The 18,036-nt window shown below is 64.7% G+C and carries 20 protein-coding genes; 10 read left to right on the top strand and 10 right to left on the bottom strand.

Features of this window, described 5'->3' with window-relative positions:
• Positions 1-77 precede the first annotated feature (77 nt).
• Positions 78-887: an SDR family NAD(P)-dependent oxidoreductase gene (locus AB7008_RS25175; RefSeq protein WP_304489655.1), complete on the bottom strand. Its 810-nt coding sequence runs from the start codon at positions 885-887 to the stop codon at positions 78-80.
• A gap of 90 nt (positions 888-977) precedes the next feature.
• Positions 978-2,819: a single-stranded-DNA-specific exonuclease RecJ gene (recJ, locus tag AB7008_RS25170; protein WP_028161288.1), complete on the bottom strand. Its 1,842-nt coding sequence runs from the start codon at positions 2,817-2,819 to the stop codon at positions 978-980.
• 283 nt (positions 2,820-3,102) lie between these two features.
• Between recJ and AB7008_RS25165 the strand changes: the two genes are divergently transcribed.
• Positions 3,103-4,179: a methyl-accepting chemotaxis protein gene (locus AB7008_RS25165; protein ID WP_038959475.1), complete on the top strand. Its 1,077-nt coding sequence runs from the start codon at positions 3,103-3,105 to the stop codon at positions 4,177-4,179.
• 81 nt (positions 4,180-4,260) lie between these two features.
• On the opposite strand, the gene AB7008_RS25160 is transcribed toward AB7008_RS25165, so the two are convergent.
• Together AB7008_RS25160 and AB7008_RS25155 are read right to left on the bottom strand one after the other, a co-directional pair.
• Positions 4,261-5,019: a sulfite exporter TauE/SafE family protein gene (locus tag AB7008_RS25160; protein ID WP_304489654.1), complete on the bottom strand. Its 759-nt coding sequence runs from the start codon at positions 5,017-5,019 to the stop codon at positions 4,261-4,263.
• A gap of 73 nt (positions 5,020-5,092) precedes the next feature.
• Positions 5,093-5,266 (bottom strand): hypothetical protein, encoded by a 174-nt coding sequence (locus AB7008_RS25155; protein WP_304489653.1) that lies wholly within the window; start codon positions 5,264-5,266, stop codon positions 5,093-5,095.
• A 369-nt stretch (positions 5,267-5,635) separates the two neighbouring features.
• Here AB7008_RS25155 and AB7008_RS25150 point away from each other — a divergent pair, with 369 nt between their 5' ends.
• The 9 genes from AB7008_RS25150 (at position 5,636) to AB7008_RS25110 (ending at position 11,869) form a co-directional block, all read left to right on the top strand.
• Positions 5,636-6,379 (top strand): SDR family oxidoreductase, encoded by a 744-nt coding sequence (locus AB7008_RS25150; RefSeq protein WP_028161286.1) that lies wholly within the window; start codon positions 5,636-5,638, stop codon positions 6,377-6,379.
• Between the two features lie 50 nt (positions 6,380-6,429).
• Positions 6,430-6,843, top strand: a complete 414-nt coding sequence (locus AB7008_RS25145; RefSeq protein ID WP_014495512.1) for a cupin domain-containing protein — start codon at positions 6,430-6,432, stop codon at positions 6,841-6,843.
• A 283-nt stretch (positions 6,844-7,126) separates the two neighbouring features.
• Entirely contained in the window at positions 7,127-7,609 is a 483-nt protein-coding gene (locus AB7008_RS25140; RefSeq protein WP_441259691.1) for a bleomycin resistance protein, read from the top strand.
• 141 nt (positions 7,610-7,750) lie between these two features.
• Positions 7,751-8,722, top strand: coding sequence for an MBL fold metallo-hydrolase (locus AB7008_RS25135; RefSeq protein ID WP_028153595.1), 972 nt, complete (start codon positions 7,751-7,753; stop codon positions 8,720-8,722).
• A 242-nt stretch (positions 8,723-8,964) separates the two neighbouring features.
• On the top strand, positions 8,965-9,651 hold the full coding sequence (locus AB7008_RS25130; RefSeq protein WP_248883215.1) for an alpha/beta fold hydrolase: 687 nt from the start codon (positions 8,965-8,967) through the stop codon (positions 9,649-9,651).
• Between the two features lie 266 nt (positions 9,652-9,917).
• Positions 9,918-11,339, top strand: coding sequence for an L-lactate MFS transporter (locus AB7008_RS25125; RefSeq protein ID WP_441259690.1), 1,422 nt, complete (start codon positions 9,918-9,920; stop codon positions 11,337-11,339).
• A 27-nt stretch (positions 11,340-11,366) separates the two neighbouring features.
• Positions 11,367-11,525: a hypothetical protein gene (locus AB7008_RS25120; RefSeq protein WP_441259689.1), complete on the top strand. Its 159-nt coding sequence runs from the start codon at positions 11,367-11,369 to the stop codon at positions 11,523-11,525.
• A 1-nt stretch (position 11,526) separates the two neighbouring features.
• Positions 11,527-11,652 (top strand): MFS transporter small subunit, encoded by a 126-nt coding sequence (locus tag AB7008_RS25115; RefSeq protein ID WP_014495518.1) that lies wholly within the window; start codon positions 11,527-11,529, stop codon positions 11,650-11,652.
• Positions 11,653-11,659: 7 nt separating this feature from the next.
• Positions 11,660-11,869, top strand: coding sequence for a hypothetical protein (locus AB7008_RS25110; RefSeq protein WP_304489649.1), 210 nt, complete (start codon positions 11,660-11,662; stop codon positions 11,867-11,869).
• Between the two features lie 18 nt (positions 11,870-11,887).
• Here AB7008_RS25110 and AB7008_RS25105 read toward each other — a convergent pair whose 3' ends face one another.
• The 6 genes from AB7008_RS25105 to AB7008_RS25080 all read right to left on the bottom strand — a co-directional run bounded on the left by AB7008_RS25105 (position 11,888) and on the right by AB7008_RS25080 (position 17,915).
• Complete coding sequence (locus tag AB7008_RS25105) at positions 11,888-12,781, bottom strand: LysR family transcriptional regulator (RefSeq protein WP_441261247.1); 894 nt, start codon at positions 12,779-12,781, stop codon at positions 11,888-11,890.
• A 75-nt stretch (positions 12,782-12,856) separates the two neighbouring features.
• Positions 12,857-13,576 (bottom strand): haloacid dehalogenase type II, encoded by a 720-nt coding sequence (locus AB7008_RS25100; protein WP_441259688.1) that lies wholly within the window; start codon positions 13,574-13,576, stop codon positions 12,857-12,859.
• A gap of 145 nt (positions 13,577-13,721) precedes the next feature.
• Positions 13,722-14,723 (bottom strand): class II fructose-bisphosphatase, encoded by a 1,002-nt coding sequence (gene glpX, locus AB7008_RS25095; protein WP_028161280.1) that lies wholly within the window; start codon positions 14,721-14,723, stop codon positions 13,722-13,724.
• A 139-nt stretch (positions 14,724-14,862) separates the two neighbouring features.
• A complete protein-coding gene (locus AB7008_RS25090; RefSeq protein WP_028161279.1) occupies positions 14,863-16,179 on the bottom strand; it encodes a homoserine dehydrogenase in 1,317 nt (438 codons plus the stop codon).
• A gap of 30 nt (positions 16,180-16,209) precedes the next feature.
• Positions 16,210-17,430: an LL-diaminopimelate aminotransferase gene (locus AB7008_RS25085; RefSeq protein ID WP_014495524.1), complete on the bottom strand. Its 1,221-nt coding sequence runs from the start codon at positions 17,428-17,430 to the stop codon at positions 16,210-16,212.
• 209 nt (positions 17,431-17,639) lie between these two features.
• Positions 17,640-17,915 (bottom strand): hypothetical protein, encoded by a 276-nt coding sequence (locus tag AB7008_RS25080; RefSeq protein ID WP_028161277.1) that lies wholly within the window; start codon positions 17,913-17,915, stop codon positions 17,640-17,642.
• Positions 17,916-18,036 lie beyond the last annotated feature (121 nt).

Here is an 18,036-nt window from a genome sequence, read left to right as displayed (position 1 = left end):
CCCGCGTTGTACAGGGCCGACGCCCCTGCGTCTGCCCCCGCGGGCGCCACCCTGCCCTTCGCGTCTTGCGCGGCGGCCTATTGCCGCCGCGGCACGCCGCCGGCATTCATGCCGCCGTCGATGACGAGCTCGCTGCCGGTGACGTAGCGCGAGGCATCGGAGGCCAGATAGAGCACGCCGGAGGCGATCTCCACGGCCTGCCCGGCACGGCCGAGCGGCGTTGCGACCTTGGCCCGCTCCTCGGGGTCGATCGGCGCGTTCTGGCCGGCACCAGCTGCACCGGTCGGGATCTTGCCCCAGATCGGCGTATCGATGATGCCGGGGTGAACGGAGTTGACGCGGATGCCGTCGCCGGCGGCCGCGCACTCCATCGCGATCGATTTGGCAAACAGCCGCACGCCGCCTTTGGTCAGCGAGTAGGCCGACAGGCCCGGCGAGCCGCGCAGGCCTGCAAGCGACGACATCATGACGATCGAGCCGCCGCCGGTCTTGCGCATCAGGGGCAGGCAATGCCTCACGGAGAGAAACACGCCGTCGAGGTTGATGGCGTTCTGCTTGTGCCAGTCAGCGAGCGTCATATCGACGATCGAGGGTACGGCAATGCCGATGCCGGCATTGGAGACCATGATGTCGAGCCGGCCGTAGCGCTTGGCGATCTCGGCGACGATCTCAATCCAGCGCTCCTCGCTGGTGACGTCCTGCTCCAGGAAAATCGCCTTGCCGCCGGCTTTTGTGACACGCTTGGCGAGCTCGGGGCCGCGCAGCTCGTCGATGTCGGTGATGACGACGGTAGCGCCTTCGCGGGCGAACAGCTCGACGATGGCTTCGCCGATGCCCGAGGCGCCGCCCGTCACCAGCGCGACCTTGCCCTCAACCTGCCCTGCCATGTTCACTCCCTTTTTTGTTGTTTGAGCGGCATATTTTTTTCCGCATGATCTCCGCAAACGCGTACCGCGTTTGTCGCGAGGGATCTTGCGTTATCTAATCACGGACGGCCCCTGGTCCGGTAGCGCGACGTCGACGACGCGGAATTGCACGCGCTCGGCGCCCTGGTACCGGTCGACCGACAATGATCCCGCGACATGCAATTGCTGGCCGCGATTGGCGAGAAGTGCATTGCCGAGCTTCTGGCCGACCGAACGGAACGCAATACCGTTGACGATCGAGCCGTCGCCAGACTTGAAGCGTAGCCTCAAATGCGCCTGTCCGACCTCGTCGGCATGGACGAGCTGATGCGATGGCAGCGCCAGCACGACTTCCGGATTGCCGCTGCCGAAGGGACCGGCGCGGTTGAGCGTGGTCGCAAGCTCCGTCGTGACGGCGCGCGCGGACACCGCGCCGTCGACATAGAGCTCGTTGACATGGCGCGCCTCGGCAACGTCCCGCGCCAGCGCATTTTCGAGATAGGCGCGGAATTCGGCGAGCTTCTCCTTCCGCAACGTCACGCCCGCGGCCATCGCGTGGCCGCCGCCCTTCAGCAAGATGCCGTCGGTCACCGCCTGCCGCACCGCCTTGCCGAGATCGACGCCGGCGATGGAGCGGCCCGAGCCGGTACCGATGCCGCCGGGCTCCAGCGCAATCGCAAAGGCCGGCCGCGAAAACTTCTCCTTCAGACGGGACGCGACGAGGCCGACCACGCCGGGGTGCCACCCCTCGGAGGCCGTGACGATGACGCCAATCTTGTCCTCGAGCCCGATCGAGGCCAGCGCCTCGGCTTCCGCCTGCGCTTCGGCCGCCTGCTCGATGACGCGGCGCTCGCTGTTGAGGCGATCGAGCTCGGCCGCAATCCGCGCAGCCTCCACGCTGTCGCCTTCGAGCAAGAGCCGCACGCCGAGATCGGCGCGGCCGATGCGGCCGCCGGCATTGACGCGCGGCCCCAGCATGAATCCGAGATGCCAGGCCTCCGGCGGGCCGTTGAGCCGCGCCACGTCCATCAGCGCGGTGTGGCCGACATGGTCGCGCCGCCGCATCGCGATCAGGCCTTTTGCGACGAAAGCGCGATTGAGCCCGATCAGCGGTGCGACATCCGCAACCGTGCCGAGCGCGACGTGATGCAGCATGCCGAGCAGATCGGGCTCGGGCATCTCGCTCGTCCAGAAGCCGCGCTGGCGCAGTTCGCGGTTGACGGCGACCAGCGTCACCAGCACGAGACCGACGGCGGCGAGATGGCCGAGGCCCGAGAGATCGTCGAGCCGGTTCGGATTGACCAGCGCATCGACCTCCGGCAGCTCCGTGCCGGCCTGGTGATGATCGATCACGACCACGGACATGCCGAGGCGCTTGGCTTCCGCGAGCGGCTCGATGCTGGTGGTGCCGCAATCGACCGTGACGAGCAGTGTGGCGCCCTTGGCAGCCAGCGCGCGGATCGCCTCGGTGTTCGGGCCGTAGCCTTCGAAAATCCGGTCGGGAATATGGATCAGCGGATCGAGCCCGCAATGGCGCAGATGCCAGGCCAGCAGCGCCGCCGAGGTCGCGCCGTCGACGTCGTAGTCGCCGAAGATCGCGACCTTCTCGCCGCGCATCGCCGCATCGGCGATCCGCTTCGCGGCGGCCTCCATTTCCGTCACAGTGTACGGGTCCGGCAACAGCTTGCGAATGGTCGGATCCAGGAAGTCGCTGACGCCATCGGTGTCGATGCCGCGGCCCGCCAGCACCCGCGCCAACAGCTCCGGCAGCTGGTGCCGCTGCACGATGGCGAGCGCCAGGGCCGCCCCGCGCGCATCCAGCCGGTCGAGCCAGAGCTTGTCGGTGAGCGAGCGCGCGACGCCCAGAAACGCCTGGGGCACTTCGACGGGCAAGGCGGTTGCGGGCGGCGTCATGAGTCGAGACTGGCTTGAGGAACCCGGGAATCGGACTGGGCGTTGCGGCGATCGGCCGGCAATGACGATTGACCTGGAATCCTCTGGGATTTGCAATGTCCGCGCCGCACAAAGCGGTGGATTGCCGCTTTGCTGCGCGGACTGACTATCATTTGGGCATTCCGTGGAACAGCAAATTAAGCGGGCGTTAGGCGGAATCTTCGAAAAAGACTCGTATTCGATCTGTAATTCGTTGTTCCGGGTTCGTTGCAGATCAGGCCTCATTGCCAAGGGAAGCTCCCCGATGTCTGCTGCGCTGGGTCTGAAAGCCAAGCCAATCGCCACTGAACCCGCTGATGACGATTCCGATATCTCCGCGCTGATCAATCGCCTGACCGCGGAGGTCAACCAGATCGCGGTCGACAAGACCAAGGCGATCCAGCAGATCACCAACCAGATGAAGATGCTGGCGCTGAACGCGCTGATCGAGAGCTCACGCGCCGGCGCGCAAGGCGCCGGCTTCGCGGTGGTGGCGCAGGAGGTGCGCGGTGTCGGCCAGCAGGTCGAAACCATCGCGCGCGAGCTCGAAACCCAGCTGACGAAGCGCACCGGCGATCTCGTCGCCTCGATCGACCGCATGAGCCAGCGCTCGCGCGGCGAGCGCATGGTCGACCTGTCGCTCAACGCCATCGAGCTGATCGATCGCAACCTCTATGAACGCACCTGCGACGTGCGCTGGTGGGCGACCGACTCCGCCGTGGTCGATTGCGCGGCCTCGCCGAGCGCCGCAGCCGTCTCCCATGCCTCGCAGCGACTCGGCGTGATCCTCGGCGCCTACACCGTCTATCTCGACCTCTGGCTCTGCGACCTCGACGGCAACGTCATCGCCAACGGCCGCGCCGACCGCTTTCGCGTCGTCGGCCAGAACGTCGCCCACACAAAGTGGTTTCGCGAGGCGCGAACCTTGCGCTCCGGCGACGACTATGTCGCCGGTGACGTCGAGAACCAGCCGCTGCTCGGCAATGCGCAAGTCGCGACCTATTGTGCCAGCGTCCGCGCCGGCGGACAGGCCAACGGCGCGCCGATCGGCGTGCTCGCGATCCATTTCGACTGGGAGGCGCAGGCCCGCGCCATCGTGCAGGGCGTGCGCGTCGGCGACAGCGACAAGGCGCGCGTGCTGCTGGTCGATTCCAATCTGCGTGTCATCGCAGCTTCCGACGGCCAGGGTATTTTGAGCGAGCGCATCTCGATCTCGCTGAACGGCCAGCGCTCCGGATTCTATCATGACCGCACGGGCGCGCTGGTCGCGTTCCATGCGACGCCAGGCTACGAGACTTATCGCGGCCTCGGCTGGTACGGCGTGATCGTCTGCGGAGCGTGACGACATCATCACGAGACCTGTGAGCGGGGGCAGCGTGACCGTCGGACGATGGTCGCGCCGTGATGCGGCGCGACTTGCAGCCTATCCGAGATAACCAGACACTCCGTCCCACAACAGCTTCAACGCCGTCACGGCCAGCAAGCCATGGCACGCCCGGTAAATCTGCCGCTGGTCCAGCCTTCCGTGCAGCCGCCAGCCGAGCCAAACACCGCTGGGAATGGCAAAGAGGCACGCCGCCATCACGATCCAGACGTTGCCCGCCGGCCGCACCAGCAACAGCCAAGGTACCGCCTTGATCGCGTTGCCGACGGTGAAGAACAGGCTGGTCGTTCCCGCGTAGACCTCCTTGCTGAGGCCAAGCGGCAGGAGGTACATCGCCAGCGGCGGTCCGCCGGAATGCGCGACCATGGTCGTGACACCCGAGGCAAGACCGGCAGCAACCGCCTTCGGCGAAGAGCGCGGACGAATGACCACCTTCGGATCACGCACGAGCCACATGCCCACGAAGCTCAACGTCACGACCGCCATCACGATCGCGACGGCGCGATGGTCCAATACACGGAACAAGAGATAGCCGAGGGCAATGCCGATCACGAGCCCGGGCAACAGCAGCACCAGGTCCGGCTTCGACCATGTCGAGGGCTTCCAGTAGCGCAGCGCGAACAGGTCCATAGCGATGAAGAGCGGCGCGAGCAGGCCGCCCGCCGTGACCGGATCCATCACGCACGACAGCAACGGAATGCCGACGATCGAGAAGCCGCCCCCGAATGCGCCTTTCATGAAGCAGATCAGGAAGACGCCGGAAAAGGCCATGATCACCGTGGCGACAGTCAAATCCATCTGCGCATCTCCATGACCGGCACGCTCGCGCTTCGAGGCGCGTCACGCCGAAACATCGCGGACGAGACTCGGCTCAGGTCGCGGTGAGGTCGTCATCGGTTGCTGTTGGGCCGGCGTCGGTCGACGTCGCTTGCGAGATTCGAGGCGGCTCGGCCTTCGGCTGGAAAAAGAGACCGGGCAGCACTGAAGGCAGGCCAAAGGTCATTCCGAGGAATGCCAGAAACACATCAAGATAACTCACGCTCATTCTGTTGCTCGGCTTTGTCGGAAGCGACCACCTCTCGGTGCATTTGAGGGGCGATGCGCTGTAATATGAACCGGTACAAGCCTCAGTACAATAAGAACATTGATCTCAGTGCAATTTTGCCGCCTTCGCACGAGCAGAGCAGATGCAGCAAACTTCTTGCGTTGGGCTTCGATCCGACCACGGCGGGCGCGGCGCCCAGCCCGTCGCAATGAGTCTTCTGAGCATTTTCCGGCAAGGCAGGCCGGTTACAGGCAAGAGCTTGCCGCATTGCTCGGCTACGCTGTGCTTCGCATCACGTTGGGCGGACGTGACGTGATCGGCCCACGGACCTGGATCACTCACGCTCGTCACATGCCGAGGAGATATGCCATGAAGATCGTCGTGATCGGCGGGACCGGATTGATCGGATCCAAGCTCGTGACGAAGTTGAAACAACACGGCCACGAGGCCGTTGCAGCCTCGCCGAAATCAGGCGTGAACGCCGTGACCGGGGAAGGCCTCGCAGCAGCGCTGGCTGGCGCGGATGTCGTCGTCGACGTTGCCAACGCGCCGTCCTGGGAGCCCGCCGCCGTGCTCGATTTCTTCCAGCGCTCGAGCACAAACCTCGTCGCGGCAGAGGCGGCCGCGGGCGTGAAGCATCACGTGGCGCTGTCGATCGTGGGGACCGAACGGTCGCCCGACAATTCCTATTTTCGGGCCAAGCTCGCCCAGGAGACCATCATCAAATCCTCGTCGGTCCCCTACTCCATCGTCCGTGCCACCCAGTTCTTCGAATTCCTCGGCGCCATTGCCGAAACGGCTGTGGTCGAAGGAAAGATCGTCGTCCCGTCCGCACTGTTTCAGCCGATCGCCGCCGAAGACGTCGCTGATCGCCTCGCGGAGGTCGCCATGGGCCGGCCGCTCAACGGCACCATCGATATCGCAGGACCCGAGAAGGCCCCCTTCAATGAATTCATTGCGCGGCGCCTGAAGGCGTCCGGCGACGCCCGACCGGTGGTGGGAGACCCGAAGGCACCGTACTACGGCGCCCCCATCGACGATACGTCACTGAACCCGCTCGGCGAGGCGCGGCTTGGAAAAACGCCGCTCGCAACGTGGCTCGCAAGGCTCTGAGGATCCACCAGACCTTCCATCACGATAACCACTGCAATGAAGGAAATCCCATGCGCAGATTGCTGATCGCAACGGCGGTTTATGCCGCATCAATCCTGACGGGGCATGCGGCCGAACCGGCACCTCTGGCCAAAGTGACGGTCGTGTTCGACCAGGCGCTGCCGAACGTCCCAGGCAAGAGCATGAAGGGCGTGCTGGTCGAGTATGGTCCCGGAGGCTCCTCGCCGGCCCACATGCATCCGCGCTCCGCATTCATCTATGCGACCATCCTGGAAGGAGCGATCCGCAGTCAGGTCAATGACGAGCCCGCCAAGGTCTATCGCAAAGGAGAGAATTTCTTCGAAAAGCCCGGCGACCGTCACGCCATAAGCGCGAATGCCAGCGATACCGAACCTGCGAAGCTGCTGGCCGTCTTCGTCGTGGATTCGGCGGACAAGGAGCTGGTCACGCCGATCACGAAGTAGCGCCGCCTCGTCACGCAGCGCGGCGCGCGGCCATCTCCGTGGCGAGCAGCAACGCGGCGCGGCTGGCGTCGGCCTCTCGCACATCCTGCGTGCGCATATGCGGCACAAGCGCGAAGAGGTCTTGCAGGCGGGCTTTGCCGAGACGGAAGGAAACGACCTCGCACTGCGGATCGCGTGAGGCGGCCTTGCCGGGCGAGCATTCGTTTGACCCATTCCGCGTGTGGCCTTCGCGCCGCTTCGCTGCGATAACCGAAGATCGGTCAAAAGATCAGGCGACGCCGCAATGAACAAACCGCTGCCCTCAGACCCCGTCGCGCGTGCGACCTCCGCCAGCAAGGGAAGCGCGCCGCAAGGCGGCTTTGCCGATCTCGTTCCCGAACTCGGCGTCTCCAGCATTCAAGCCAGCCTGCCGTTCTGGCGCGACTTGCTCGGCTTCGAGCTCGCCTATGATCGCCCCGATGCGCGATTTGCGTATCTCGTCAGGGGGCGTTTGCAGGTCATGCTCTGCGAACCGAATGGACGCTGGGAGACGGCCGAGATGCAGCGGCCATTCGGACGCGGCGTCAATTTCCAGATGGTCGTCGATCGCATTGATCCCATGCTGAGCGCTCTCGGTGATGCCAATTGGCCGCTCTACGAGCCGCCGAACGAAGCCTGGTATCGAGTCGGCGATCAGGAATTCGGCCAGCGTGAATTCCTCGTCCAGGATCCGGATGGTTACCTCGTGCGGTTCATCGAACGCCTCGGCATGCGCGCGCCATCCTGACGCAAAAAGATTCGTCCGGTCCTGCCGCATCGCGCGATCAGGAGACACAATCGCGACACAATCATTGATTGCATTGCGATGGCGCGCGAACAGTTGCGCAAAACAAAAGACCAAAACAAGAGATAAAGGCGGAGGAAACGCATGACTATCGATGTCTCACGTCGATCCCTGTTCGCATTGGGGGCTGGCCTCGGCGCCAGCGCAATGCTCGGCGGCAGCGCGCTTGCCCGCGCTCCCAAACTCGGCACCCAGACTCCCTACTGGCACCGCTTCGTTCTCGGCGATGCCGAAGTCACCGTCGTGTCCGACGGACCGCTGCCACTGGGCGATCCCTCCGGGACCTTCACCGGCGTTCCCAAGGAAGAGGTGAAGAAGATGCTGGCGGACAATTTCCTGTCGCCGGACAACGTCGTGCTCGAGCAGAACTCCCCGATCGTCAATACCGGCGACAAGCTCATCCTGTTCGATACCGGCATGGGCAGCTCCAAGATGTTCGGCGCGACCACCGGCCGGCAGCAGAAGAGCATGACAGAGGCCGGCATCAAGCCGGCCGACATCGATGCCGTGGTCTGCTCGCATGCCCATATCGACCACATTGGGGGGATCGTGGACGATGGCGGCAAGCCGCTGTTTCCGAACGCGCAGATCTACATCTCCCAGACCGATTTCGACTTCTGGACCGACGAAGGCAAGCTCGGCAGCGCAGCCAAGGACTTCGTGGTTCACGCCCGCAAGAACCTGCTGCCGGTCCGCGACCGCATCGTGTTCTTCAAGGATGGCCAGGAATTTTTGCCGGGCGTGCAGGCGATCGCCGCGCCCGGTCATACCGTCGGCCACACCATCTTCCTGGTCTCGTCGGCCGGCAAGTCCTTCGCCTTCCTCGGCGACCTCTCGCACCATTCCGTGCTGCTGCTGGAACGGCCGCGGATGGAGTTCTCCTACGATACCGACCCGAAGCAGGCGGCCGAGTCGCGCGTCAAGCTGCTCACGATGCTGGCGGCCAACAAGACGCCGGTGATGTCCTATCACTTCGCCTGGCCGGGCTACGGCCATGTCGCCAAGGCCGGTGACGGCTTCCATTACTATCCCGAACCGATGCAGATGACGTTGTAATCTTCAAGAACCGGTCCGGGCGGTGCACGCTGCCCGGACCATTGAACTGATGCGCGCTCTCTGTCGTGTGGGGCATAGGCTGCATTCGGCTCACGAGCCGAACGTGCTCGATTTCGCATTCGCCCGATTATCCTTGCGACCCTCTGTCAGCTGACGTGATCGCGCGTTAGACGTGAAGCCCCGCCGCTTCGCGCTCCGCGAGCACCTCGGCTCGCCGTTGCGCATCCAACGGAGACCATCTCATGACCAAACCAAGCATCGTTTTCGCGCATGGCCTCTGGGCTGACGGATCGTGCTTCGGCAAGCTGATCCCGACGCTGCAAGCCGAAGGCCACGAGGTCCTGGCGAGCCAGCACGGACTCGATTCACTCGCAACCGACGTCGCCTGCGTGACGGCGTGTTTTGGCCGTGTTCCCGGACCCGTAGTCCTCGTCGGCCACTCGTATGGCGGCACACTGATCACGCATGCCGGAACCGATCCGCGGGTCGCCGCGCTGGTCTACATCGCGGCGCTCGCGCCCGCTGCCGACGAAACTTCGCAGAGCCAGATTGCAAAATTTCCGACGACGCAGGTGTTCGGCCACATCGACGCGCCGGCGGGCCGTGTCTGGCTCAAGCCAAGCGGCCTGGCGCACTTTGCCGGCGACCTGCCCGAAGCCGAGCAAAAGCTGGTCTACGCAACGCAAGGCGCGCCGGTTGCGGATCTCCTGACCCAAAAGGTCGATGGCACAGCGTGGACCTCGAAACCGAGCTGGTACATCCTCGCGAGCAAGGACCAGACGGTTCACCCCGATCTGCAACACTTCGTCTCGAAGCGCATGAACGCCACCGTGACCGAAGTGCCTTCGTCCCACGTCCCCATGCTGTCGAAGCCGGATGTGGTGCTGGATGTGATCCGAAAGGCTGCGAATGCGGTCGCAGCGAAGTAGCATCGGCTGACATACCATACCGAACCAATGCAGATGATGTTGTCATGCTTCGGATCAGGTCCGGGCGGCGCGAGACTGCCCGGACCCTTTGGCCATCGCGACAACGCCAAGCCGATTTCTGCTTTTTCTAATATCGACTAATCAGATTATAACAGCGCATATTATTCGTTTGTCAAAATCATCCTTCTGCGTAGCCTGATCACGCGCCATCGCCGGGCTGCCCGTAAAGGCCGCCCCCGAGAACAGCGAGGCACCGGAGGATGGGGATGACGACGACGCTCGACGCATCGGGAATGCCTGCACGCTCACTCCTGCCGTTCCTCGATCGGGAGCACACGATCGCAAGGCCGGGCTACAGCCGATGGATGGTGCCGCCCGCGGCGCTTTGCGTGCATTTGTGCATCGGGCAGGCCTACGCCTTCAGCGTCTTCAACCTGCCGATGACCAAGCTGATCGGCATCACCCAATCGGCACCCGGCGACTGGAAGCTCACCGAGCTCGGCTGGATTTTCTCCATCGCGATGGTGTTCCTCGGACTGTCGGCCGCAGTGTTCGGACGCTGGGTCGAGGAAGGCGGCCCGCGCAAGGCGATGTTCACCGCCGGCGTTGCCTGGGCAGGCGCGTTCCTGATCTCGGCCCTCGGCGTCTATCTCCATAATCTCTGGATCATCTATCTCGGCTACGGCGTGATCGGCGGCTGCGCGCTCGGCATCGGCTACATCTCCCCGGTTTCGACGCTCATGAAGTGGTTTCCCGACCGGCCGGGCATGGCCACCGGCATGGCGATCATGGGCTTTGGCGGCGGCGCGCTGATCGCCTCCCCCCTCTCCGTCTGGTTGATGAGCAAGTTTGCGACCACGAGCGACGTCGGCGTGCTCGGCGCCTTCATCACGCTCGGCTGTGTCTACTTCGTCTTCATGATGGTCGGCTCCGCCATCGTGCGCGTGCCGGCGCAGGGCTGGAAGCCGGAGGGTTATGTGCCGCCTGCGGCCGCCACCAAACTGATGACCAGGAACGACGTGTTCGTCTACCAGGCGATCAAGACGCCGCAATTCTGGCTGATCTGGATCGTGCTGTTCTGCAACACCACCGCCGGCATCGGCGTGCTCGGCCAGGCCTCGGCGATGAGCCAGGAGATGTTCCCCGGCCACATCACCGCGGTGGCGGCCGCAGGTCTCGTCGGCCTGATGAGCCTGTTCAACATGGGCGGACGTTTCAGCTGGGCCTCGCTATCCGACTTCATCGGACGCAAGAACACCTATTTCGTCTACATGGTGCTCGGAATCGCCCTCTACGTGACCGTGCCCTATGCCGGCGCGAGCGGCAATGTCGTGCTGTTCGTGCTGTGCTTCCTGATCATCGTCAGCATGTATGGCGGCGGCTTTTCCACCGTTCCGGCCTATCTGCGCGACATGTTCGGCACGCGCTATGTCGGCGCCATCCACGGCATCCTGCTGACGGCCTGGTCGATGGCCGGCATCGCCGGGCCTGTGCTGATCAACTACATCCGCGAATACAACGTCACGCACGGCGTGCCGAAGGCGCAGGCCTACAACACGACCATGTACATCATGGCCGGACTGCTCGTGATCGGCTTCCTCGCCAATCTCTGCGTCCGTGCCGTCGACAAGCGTCATCACATGAAGGACGAGGACAGTTCGGGTCTCGAGGCGGCGCGTGCTGCCTGACGTTCGGACGAAGACAAGGAGGTGACCATGACCACGACATCACGGAGCGAAGCGTCATTCTCCCAATTGCTGCTGAGCTGGATCGCCTGGCGGGCGTCCCGGACGATGGCGGCGATGCGGCCGGTGCATCGTGCCACCGAGATCGCGGCCGCAGCCGCGGCGAGCAACAATCCCTCGGGGGCCTGACATGCAGACCGCTCAGACGGCAAAGACCACCCCGCTGCAATTGGCGCTGGCCTGGAGCTTTGCGGGCATCCCCCTGCTCGCGGGCGTGATCCAGACCCTGCTCAACGCCATGAAGCTGTTTCAGTAGGCGGCGAATGCGTCCCACGAACAAGCGTGCAACGCTTCCCGGCGGCGCGCGACGGTTGGTAACCGACGAAGGCTTCGCCATCACCGTGCTGGCCGCGGTGATCGCCGCTGCAGTTCTCGCCATCGGCTTCGACGCGACTGCGGACATCGTCGTCGCGACGCTCGCACTTGGCGCGGTGACGGCGCTGGCCGAGACCCGCCTGCACCGGCGCGGATAGATCCAGTCAAGCGAGCCGTCAGCGGCGCTTGCGCGCGCCACGCGCCGGCGTTTCCGTCACGCGCCCAGTCTGCTCGGCGGCGAGGTCGCGCATGATCGCTATCGCGCTCTGCACGTGGTCGTCGGGCTGGTCGACCGAATAGACGACATAGGCCGGCATCGAGAATTTCGGCGCTCCCACCACCAGGTGCAGCCGCCGCGCCTTCAGCAGCGGCTCGACGATCCGGCGCGCAAAATAGCCGGAGCCGCCGTTGGCGAGCACGTGCTGCAGCCCGAGCCAGCCGATGTTGGCGGTCAGCGCAGGCCCCGCGAAATTGGGAAAGACCGCGCTGTGGCGGGCGTAGAATTCGGGCCCCCAGTCGACATAGACGTAGCCGTCCTGCGGCTCCGGATCGCTCCTGGGATTGGTTGACACCAGCACGAGCTGCTCCTCGATCAGCAACTCGACCTTGAGGCCGGGGCGGCTTTGCGGGGTGTACATCACGCCGATGTCGATGCGTCCCTCGACCAGCCCCTGCATCAATTCGGGCTCAAGGGCGCTCTCGGCCCGGATGGAGATCTGAGGATTGGCCTCCTGCATGCGCGGTATCCAAAGCAGCAGGAACTCCTCCCATAGGCCGATGCGGCCGCCGACCACCAGCGCCCCGCTAAAGCCCTTGGGGAGGCCGACGTCGTGGCGGGCCTGCTCGACGGTGCGAACAAGCGTCGAGGCATGGCGCTGAAATTGCCGCCCAGCCACCGTAAGCGTCGCGCCTGCCTTGTTGCGCACGAACAGCGTGCAGCCGAGCAGCTCCTCGAGCGAGTGGATCCGCGTGCTGACGGTGGACTGGCTGACGTGAAGCCGGTCGGCGGCGGTGATGAAATTGCCGGTCGCGACCACGGTCAGGAATGTACGCGCGAGCTCGGTATCCAGGGGCGCACCTCACACATCGACATTGTCGATATGAAAGGCGCTGTCTTGAAGGATGTCAAACAGAAGCAGTGCCGCTCAGCAGCCGAGCTTGTCGGCGACCCCGCCAAAATCCTTGGCAACGATGTCCCAATTGCCGGTCGCCTCGAAATCGACCTTCTGAAGCGGGCCGTATTCGGTCGGCCGCGCCACGAACGCGGTCTTCAGTCCGTTCTTCTGGGCGGCGGCGAGATCGCCGTTGTGGGCGGCGACCATCATCACCTGCTCCGGCTTGAGGCCGAGCAGGCGCGCGGCGCCGAGATAGGTCTCGGGATCGGGCTTATAGTGCTCGAACAGCTCGGCCGACATGATGAGATCCCAGGGCAGGCCTGCGAACTTCGCCATGTTGGTGAGCAGCGCGACGTTGCCGTTCGACAGCGGCGAGATCACGAATTTGGTCTTGAGGCGGGTCAGGCCGGCGACGCTGTCGGGCCAAGGGTTGAGGCGATGCCAGCCCTTGGTGAGATAGTCGAGATCGGCTTCAGTGAGGCCCTTGATCGAGAACTGCGCGACCAGCTTTTCCAGCGAGCGGCGGTGCAGATCGTCGAGCATGACATAGCCGCGCTCGGGATGTTTGCGCACGTCGTCCATCGAGGCCATGTACATGCCGCGCCAGCCGTCGACCAAAGCGGTCCAGTCGGCGGTGATGCCGCGCTGCCTGCTCCACCACATGAAGTCGGTGATGAGGCTGGTGCGCCAGTCGACGACCGTGCCGAACACGTCGAAGACGAGGGCTTTGACGGTGGAGAGATTGGACATGTGCGCTTCCTCATTTTGCTTTTGTCGTTGTCATTCCGGGGCGCGCGGAGCGCGAACCCGGAATCCAGAGGTTGTCGGCGCGAGATTCCGAGTTCTCCGGGCCGCGCTTCGCGCGGTCCCGTTCACCCCGGAATGACGGAGAACATCAGTCCAAATGGAACTTCGCGAGCTCGCGGTGCTCAGCCTTGATGTAACGCACGGTGCCGGTGACGGAGCGCATCACGACCGTCTCGGTCTCGATCACGCCGTCCTTGCGGAACTTGACGCCCGACAGCAGCGAGCCGGTGGTGACGCCGGTGGCGGCGAACAGGCAGTCGCCGCGCGCCATGTCCTCGATGCCGTAGATCATCTTGGGATCGTTGACGCCCATCTTGGCGGCGCGCTCGCGCTTCTCGTCGGAATCCAGGATCAGGCGGCACTGCATCTGGCCACCGATGCAGCGCAGCGCCACGGCCGCGAGCACGCCTTCCGGCGCGCCGCCGGTGCCGAGATACATGTCGACGCCGGTGTTATCGGGGTCGGCGCAGTGGATCACGCCGGCCACGTCGCCGTCGGTGATGAGGCGGACAGCGGCGCCGGTCGAGCGCACGCTCTCGATGATGCCGGCATGGCGCGGGCGGTCGAGCACGAGAACGGTGATGCCTTCCGGCTGGACGCCCTTGGCTTTGGCGAGGCGGCGGACGTTGTCAGCCGGCGTCGCATCGAGGTCGACGACACCCTTGTCGTAGCCCGGCCCGATCGCAAGCTTCTGCATGTAGACGTCGGGCGCGTGCAGCAGCGTGCCGCCGTCGGCCATCGCCATGGTGGCAATCGAGCCAGGCATGTTCTTGGCGCACAGCGTGGTGCCTTCGAGCGGGTCGACCGCGATGTCGACCTGCGGGCCGGCGTTCATGCCAACCTTCTCGCCGATGAACAGCATCGGCGCCTCGTCGCGCTCGCCCTCGCCGATCACGATGGTGCCTTCGATCGGCAGCTTGTTGAGCTCGCGCCGCATGGCGTCCACCGCGGCCTGGTCGGCCGCCTTCTCGTTGCCGTGCCCGCGCAGCCGCGCGGACGACACCGCCGCCCGCTCCGTCACGCGCACGATCTCCAGCGTGAGGATGCGCTCGAGCAACGCGTGCGGCGGGACTGAAATATGGGTCGACATCGGCTAACTCCTTCGGAACGGTTTTGGACGGAAATCTCCGTCCGCATCAACTCGTAACACCCACAGTTCGTTCGAACCGTGTCCTATTGTTTGAACATGACCTTTCCGGAAAACCGCTTCACACTTTTCCGGGTCATGCTCAGTTCTTCTCGATCCGGATCACCTGCGGCCGTCCGCTGATCACCTTGTCCTTCTGCACGGCGGCGAGCGCGCGACGCACGGCGTCCTCGTGCGTCGCATAGGTGATCAGGATGACGGGCACGGGGACCGCCTTGCCGTTCGCCGGCGCAGCGCCGCCATTGGGATGACGCTGCACGATCGACTCGATCGAAATCTTCTGCTCCGCGAGCCGGGTCGCGATCGCGGCCGCAGTGCCGGGGAAATCGCGCGCCAGCAGGCGGATATAGTAGCCGCCCTCGTGCCGCTCCATCGGCGCCTTCTTGGTGTCGCGCAGATGCGAGATCGGCCGACCGAAGGGATTGGCGCGGATGCCGCGCGCAACGTCGGCAATGTCGGCGACGACGGCGGATGCGGTCGCAGCACCGCCGGCGCCGGGGCCGACCAGCGTGATCGGAGGGATGCCCTCGCCATCGATCGTGACCGCGTTGGTGACACCCATCACCTGCGCGATCGAGGAGGATTTTGGAACCATGGTCGGATGCACGCGCTGCTCGATGCCCTTGGCGGTACGAACGGCAACACCGAGCAGCTTGAGCCGGTAACCGAGATCGTCGGCCGCGCGAAGATCTTCCGGCGCGATGGATGAGATACCTTCGACATACACCGCGCTTTGAGCAACTTTCGTGCCGAATGCGAGGCTGGCCAGAATGGCAAGTTTTTGCGCGGTGTCGTGGCCGTCGACGTCGAAGGACGGATTGGCCTCGGCGTAGCCGAGCCGCTGCGCATCCTTGAGGCATTCGGCGAAGGACAGGCCCTCCTGCTCCATCCGCGTCAGGATGTAATTGCAGGTGCCGTTGAGGATGCCGTAGACGCGGGTGACGCCGGTTCCGGCAAGCCCTTCGCGTAACGTTTTGATGACAGGGATCGCAGCGCCGACCGCTGCCTCGAAATTCAGCGCGCCGCCGTGCTTTTCGGCGGCCTTGGCAAGCTTCAGGCCGTGCTTGGCGAGCAGCGCCTTGTTGGCGGTGACGACCGACTTGCCCGCATTCAGCGCCGCTTCGACCGCAGAGAGAGCGGGATCACCGGCGCCGCCCATCAGCTCGACGAAGCAGTCGATGCCGGGATGCGTGGCGAGCGCCATCGGATCCTTGGCCCATTCGACGCCGCGCAGATCGACGCCACGCTTCTTCGCCTTCGAGCGCGCGGTGACGGCGACGACGCGAATGCCGCGGCCGCTGCGGCCCGAGAGCACGCGGGCCTGGGTTTCGATCAAACGGACAACTTCGGCGCCCACGGTGCCGAGCCCCGCTATGCCCACTTTCAGGGGTGCAACCATGATGCTTTAGAAAACCTGCCGAAGAGAAACTTAACGCCGATTGGCGAGCGGAACGACGTTGTGCAACGTTTCGATGCCGCTTTCAAGGAAGCGGCGCACGCCGCGCGCGGCCTGCCTGATCCGTTGCTCGTTTTCCACCATGGCGATGCGGACATATCCTTCACCGTGCTCGCCGAAGCCGACGCCGGGCGAGACCGCGACGCCGGATTTCTCCACCATCAGGGTTGCGAACTGCATGCTGCCGACGCTGCGGAAGGCCTCCGGCAGCGGCACCCATGCGAACATCGAGGCTTCCGGCGGCGGGATCTCCCAGCCGGCGCGGCCGAATGACTCCACCAGCGCGTCGCGGCGCTTGCGGTAGGTGTCGCGCATCTCCTTGATGCAATCGTCGGGGCCGTTCAGTGCGGCGGTCGCGGCGACCTGCACCGGCGTGAAGGCACCGTAGTCGAGGTAGGATTTGACGCGGGCGAGCGCTGCGATCACGCGGTCGTTGCCGACCGCAAAGCCCATGCGCCAGCCGGCCATCGAATAGGTCTTCGACATCGAGGTGAACTCGACGGTGACGTCGATCGCACCGGGCACCTGGAGCACCGAGGGCGGCGGGTTGTTCTCGTCGAAATAGACTTCGGCATAGGCGAGATCGGACAGGATCAGGATCTCGTGCTTCTTCGCGAACGCGACGAGGTCCTTGTAGAAGTCGAGGCTCGCGACATAGGCGGTCGGGTTCGAGGGGTAGCAGACGACGAGCGCGAGCGGCTTCGGGATCGAATGCACGATCGCCCGTTCCACCGCTTCGAAGAATTGCGGCGTCGGCTCCGAGGGCACCGAGCGGATCACGCCGCCCGCCATCAGGAAGCCGAAGGCGTGAATCGGGTAGCTCGGGTTCGGGCAGAGGATGACGTCACCGGGCGCGGTGATCGCCTGCGCCACATTGGCAAAGCCCTCCTTCGAACCGAGTGTCGCCACGACCTGGGTGTCGGGGTTGAGCTTCACGCCGAAGCGGCGGGCGTAGTAAGCGGCCTGGGCGCGGCGCAGCCCGGGGATGCCGCGGGAGGCCGAGTAGCGGTCGGTGCGCGGCTTGCCCAGCGTCTCCTTCAGCTTCTCCAGCACATGCGCAGGCGCCGGCAGGTCCGGATTGCCCATGCCGAGGTCGATGATGTCGGCGCCGGCATTCCGCGCGGCCGCCTTGGCCCGGTTGACCTGCTCGAACACGTAAGGCGGAAGGCGGCGGATGCGGTAAAACTCTTCCATGGCTCTCTGGGCTCCGGGCAACCGGTCAGGACAGAATCGACCGGCCATGACAGCCGCTCGGGAAAGCTCTCGCCGCCTCGCGAAAATCACTCAAAATCAAACGCTTAGAGCAATTTTCGGCGGCAGGAGCTGAAGTCGTTCGCCCTGACTCTCGGCTGAACTGAGGTCTTTTAGCACGGCATGGCGGGGGCGCCAGCGATTACGCCGCGTTACTTGGCGTCTTTTGCGGCAACCGATTGGCGGTCGCGCGCAGCGGCCAGCTCCGCTTCGATCTTGGCGCGCTGGTCCGGCGGGATGATCGCCTGATCACGATCCGGTGGCAGATCGTGCACCGGAAGGTAGGAGCCGGGCTCCCTTGGATGGGCCTGCGCGTCGGTGGGCGTATAGTCAGCCAGCTGACTCGAGCAGCCGCCCAAGGCAAGCGCCGCCATCAGCAGCGCGCCACAGAGCGGCAGCGACTTTTGCAGGTCCCTCAACGCCAACACTTGGGAAATCCCCTACTCATCCCAACGCACGGCTGCCGGAGCTTAACCCGACAACCTGCCCAAGCTCAAACCATTGCTGCCCACAAATGGTACGAGCGAGAATACTTCCAAGGCCCACTGC

The organism is Bradyrhizobium sp. 521_C7_N1_3 (assembly GCF_052075975.1).
Taxonomy (GTDB): Bacteria; Pseudomonadota; Alphaproteobacteria; order Rhizobiales; family Xanthobacteraceae; genus Bradyrhizobium; species Bradyrhizobium japonicum.
This window is presented reverse-complemented; position numbering and strand designations above follow the sequence as displayed.